Source organism: Aequorivita vladivostokensis, from assembly GCF_000952855.1.
Lineage (GTDB): Bacteria > Bacteroidota > Bacteroidia > Flavobacteriales > Flavobacteriaceae > Aequorivita > Aequorivita vladivostokensis.
Genome location: NZ_JSVU01000019.1, coordinates 1 through 4,398, shown reverse-complemented (window position 1 = coordinate 4,398; position 4,398 = coordinate 1). Strand labels below are relative to the sequence as shown.

The window sequence follows — 4,398 nt, the reverse complement described above, 5'->3', positions numbered from 1 at the left end:
AAGGATTTATATAGCGCTGAAGATCAATTGACAAAAGCTTTGCCTAAAATGGTGAAGAATGCCCACAACTCGAAGTTGAAAAAGGCTTTTGAGGACCATTTGGAGGAAACTAAGGAACACAAGGCCCGACTGGAGGAAATCTGTGACGAATTGGATATAGATCCAAAAGGGGAAACCTGTAAGGCCATGAAAGGTTTAATCAAGGAAGCCGAAGACTTTCTTGATGAGGTAAAGGATCCTGAAGTAAAGGATGCAGGAATGATTGCAGAGGCACAGCGGGTAGAACATTACGAAATTTCCGGATACGGCACCGCGGTTCGCTATGCCAAAGAGTTAGGCCACGATTCCATAGCCAAAAAGTTGCAAAAAACATTGGATGAGGAATATCAGGCCGATGAGACGCTAAACGATCTCGCAGAGGACAGACTAAATAGGAAGGCCAAGTAAACCTTCCCTACTTACAAAAGCCCGTTAAAAAACGGGCTTTTTTATGAATTTAAATCTTAAGTACATAATATCCTACCTACACCTACCGTAAAACCAGATGCTAATGGAAATTGAACAAATTTTAGGGTACGCGGCCGGCACCCTGACCACTCTGGCCGTCCTGCCCCAAATTATTAAATCATGGAAAACGAAAAAGGTTATGGATGTCTCCCCTTTAATGTTTTCAATTTTAATCCTTGGAGTTGGTCTCTGGACAGTATATGGCTTCGTGAAAATGGATTTGCCCATCATAATATTTAATGGCATCTCCTTTCTGCTGAACGGCTCTATGCTTATCCTTATGCTATTTTATCAAGCAGACGATAAATAATCAATATATCGAGAACATGGATATAACCCACTTTTTTCAAAGCCATGGGATTAAGGAGACGATTTTAATTTATTAAATTCCCACTTGCAACGGACCACCTGAAATATTTGTAATTAGTTGGAACTTCAATGTTAAGGGTATCCAAACATGACATCATGCCTTCAACTGCGCGATCTATACTATACCGCTGCACAACTAAGGTAAAAATAATAATCTATGTTGGGGGCCTTCCCTTTGCCTGTGCTCTCTACGAAAAATACAGGATTTGGAATTCTTTGTAGATTACAGGCAGGCAGATTTATCACTTGGTTTTAAAACTACTCCGAGGCATAGCTATTTTCTTGTTTTAAAAACCATTAAGGTTTTTGTATGCTTTATAAATATCATTCGCTGCCGTTTCCCCGAGAGGATATCTTACCCCCCAATCTGCTCTCCCCCATTCACATGGATAAACTGGCCGGTAATATAGCTGGCATCCGCACTGGCCAAAAATACGTAGGCAGGAGCCACCTCGCTGGGTTGTCCTGCCCGCCCCATGGGGGTATCCTGGCCGAAATCGGTAACATCGTCAAAAGTAGCAGGAATCAGCGGAGTCCAAATGGGTCCCGGGGCTACCCCATTTACCCTAATCTTGCGCTTTACCAAATTTTGGGACAGGGATCTCGTAAAGGCCACGATAGCGCCCTTGGTGCTGGAATAATCTAACAGATGGTCGCTTCCGCGATAGGCCGTAACCGAACTGGTATTAACAATGGCTCCCCCCTCGTCCATATGCTCGAGGGCAGCACGGGTTATATAGAAATAGGGATAAATATTGGTTTCAAAAGTGGTCTTCAGCTGTTTGTTGGTAATTTCACCCAAGGTATCCTTCGGAAATTGCACAGCGGCATTATTCACCAAGATATCTATTTTTTTTAACACTTCCACACAACGTTCCACAGCTGCCTTGCAAAAGGACTGCTGACGTAGGTCGCCTGCTATTATAATACATTTCCTGTTTTCCTTTTCCACCAATTTCTTGGTTTCCAGCGCATCCTCATCCTCCTCTAGATAAACAATCGCCACATGGGCCCCTTCGCGCGCAAAGTGCACCGCTACACTCCTGCCAATCCCACTGTCACCGCCCGTTATAAGCGCAATTTTATCGTCCAGTTTTTTACTGCCCTTATAGTCTTCTCGAATTATCTCCGGTTCGGGAAGCATCTTAAACTGATCCCCGGGCTGCCCTTGGGCCTGGTCCGGAAATTTATTAGGTTTTTTCTTTTTCATAGCATTTTTTTAATCTGATTACAGTTCTTTTTCTCTCCTTAAATTTATGGAAATTGCACTTTTTTAAGTGTATTCCCCTCAATTTTTGATAAAACTTTGGGAAAATTGGGTGGGTTTGGATGTTCGTTGCAGGAGGATGTAAGTTAAATTTTTACTATAATTGGCTTGTGGTTCCTAGGTTTTTATATTCTTTTTTACTTTTAAACAAAAACCCTTAACCTTGAAGAAAATACTCCTCGTATTCTTTGGGCTTGTAATCCTTATACTCGCCATTGTGTATCTCTCGCTCTGGAGTCATCCAGCAAAGGCGGAAACCGATATCGTAATAGGACGGGAAAACATTGACAAAATTGACTTTAGGCACTTGGACAGCGTAACCGTTGCCGCATCGACTATGTACGAAAGTACCCTGCTGAAGGAAATAATGCAAGGAGAGCAGTATAGAGCTGAATGGGCCGAGCCCATAAAGGTGCCTGTGGTGTATTTGGATAAAATTCACGGCGGCTTGCGGATAATTAAGAAAGGCGGAGGAAAACAGACCCAATCGCTGCGTCTAAAAAATGAAAAAGGGGTAGTATATACCCTTCGCAGTGTGGCCAAGGATCCCACGCCCTTAATTCCCGACTGGGCCAATACCTTGGGTATTGAAAATATTATAGTGGACGGCATTTCCGCCCAACATCCCTACGGCGCCATGGCAGTTGCAAGATTGGCAGAGGCCATTGATCTTCCCCACACCCACCCCCGCTTAGTGTTTATTCCGAAACAAGAGGGATTGGGAGAGTTCACGGCAGCCTTTGGCAATAAACTCTACTGGCTGGAATATGAAACCGAGGGGCAGGAAAACTGGTCTGATTTTAAGGACATAGTGGCCTTGATAGATACCGAGGAGCTACAGGAACAAAAGTGGGCCCATAAAGACAAGCTCCATATAGATACCCAAGCCTTGGTAAGAAACAGGCTGTTTGATATAGTGATTGGTGACTGGGATAGACATGCCAAGCAATGGGGATGGTTTCTCCAAAAAAAGGAGGAAGGATATATTGCCATCCCACTGGCGAGTGATAGGGACAATGCCTTCTTCTCTATAGATGGACTGTTACCAAGCATCATTGCCTCAAAAAATGTCCAGCCCCGCCTACGCCCTTTCCAAAAAGAAATAGACTATATGCCCGGCCTTGTGTATCCGTTTGATATATACTTTTTAAAGGGTGTGCCCCAGGAGGTCTTTCAGACGGAAGCGGAATATATCAAGACCCATTTAACCGATGCCGCCATTGATGGGGCATTGGCAAGTTGGCCCGAGGAAATCTATCAATTGCACGGCAAGGAAATAAAGGAAATTATAAAAGCGCGCCGCCAGCATCTGGAACGCTACGCCCTGGAATTCCACAAGGTTCTGGAAAGTAAGGAATTTCTCACCGAACCCCTAAAAGGTTCTGATGATGCTGAGGTTCCCTTGGAGCTGCATCGGTGTTTTGAATGTTTGTGAAATAGCCCCTAAAAAAAACCCATGCTAAATACGGCAAATCGTCTTTACCGCTTACAATAATTAATTCATCATATTTTTTTGAAATGGGCCTTACGGTTCTTTTCCCGTAAGTTCAACACGAACAGATGAAAAGATATACTTTGAAAAATAGAGAAATTAGTCTGGATGGCGAAACTTATTCTGATATAACCCACAATCCACTTATATTATTACTTGAGTCACCTTAATCCCTAAATGGATTACGTTTTCTTAATATTCCTCCCTGCTTTTCAACTCCCAAATCCACGCTTCCCAATTTGTAAAAACTGACCTGCCCCAATAAATCTATTTTAATAGATGTTTCTTGCAAAAATTATAGGAAATTGGCTTGCGTCCGACCAAATGAAATATTTTATACTCATTATAATAGCCTTATCTTCCGTGCTCGCAATAGGCTCTTTATTATTTTACACCGACTTTTAGAACCTCGGTCCTAATTGAGGTAACGAAATCGAAATCATTCATCCGGGGAACGGAGAAAAAAAATACTCGGAAAATATTTATTGCGGATTGGATATCACGAATCAGTTCATGCAGGGCAATTTTTGTCGTATTTAAGAGCAATGAAAATTGATAGACCAAAATTATGGGATTAAAAAAAACGCTACAGCTAATGTGTGTGCTAAACCGAAAGTAAACGCTAATTTAACCGGTAATTGACGGTTACACGAGACCGTTTTATACCTTTAAAAATTAAATTTTGTGCTACGATATTAAAGCCAGTCTAGAAGCCCAACTGCACCGCGCAAGACGCCGTGCAGACGCGCAGGCCGTTGAAGAA

4 protein-coding genes are annotated in these 4,398 nt (G+C 42.6%); 3 read left to right on the top strand and 1 reads right to left on the bottom strand.

Features of this window, described 5'->3' with window-relative positions; all coding sequences use genetic code 11:
• The coding region (locus MB09_RS15310) for a YciE/YciF ferroxidase family protein (RefSeq protein WP_045081800.1) at nt 1-447 on the top strand (447 nt) is incomplete at its 5' end.
• Nucleotides 448-550: 103 nt separating this feature from the next.
• Nucleotides 551-817, top strand: coding sequence for a SemiSWEET transporter (locus tag MB09_RS15305; protein ID WP_045081801.1), 267 nt, complete (start codon nt 551-553; stop codon nt 815-817).
• A gap of 414 nt (nt 818-1,231) precedes the next feature.
• On the opposite strand, the gene MB09_RS15300 is transcribed toward MB09_RS15305, so the two are convergent.
• Complete coding sequence (locus MB09_RS15300; RefSeq protein WP_045081799.1) at nt 1,232-2,086, bottom strand: SDR family oxidoreductase; 855 nt, start codon at nt 2,084-2,086, stop codon at nt 1,232-1,234.
• Nucleotides 2,087-2,306: 220 nt separating this feature from the next.
• On the opposite strand from MB09_RS15300, the gene MB09_RS15295 reads away from it, so the two are divergent.
• Complete coding sequence (locus MB09_RS15295; RefSeq protein ID WP_045081798.1) at nt 2,307-3,578, top strand: hypothetical protein; 1,272 nt, start codon at nt 2,307-2,309, stop codon at nt 3,576-3,578.
• Nucleotides 3,579-4,398 lie beyond the last annotated feature (820 nt).

What these genes read in the sequence shown, in the direction of transcription:
- MB09_RS15300 (WP_045081799.1), bottom strand. Translation starts at nt 2,086, where the DNA reads ATGAAAAAGAAAAAACCTAATAAATTTCCGGACCAGGCCCAAGGGCAG.
- MB09_RS15305 (WP_045081801.1), top strand. Translation starts at nt 551, where the DNA reads ATGGAAATTGAACAAATTTTAGGGTACGCGGCCGGCACCCTGACCACT.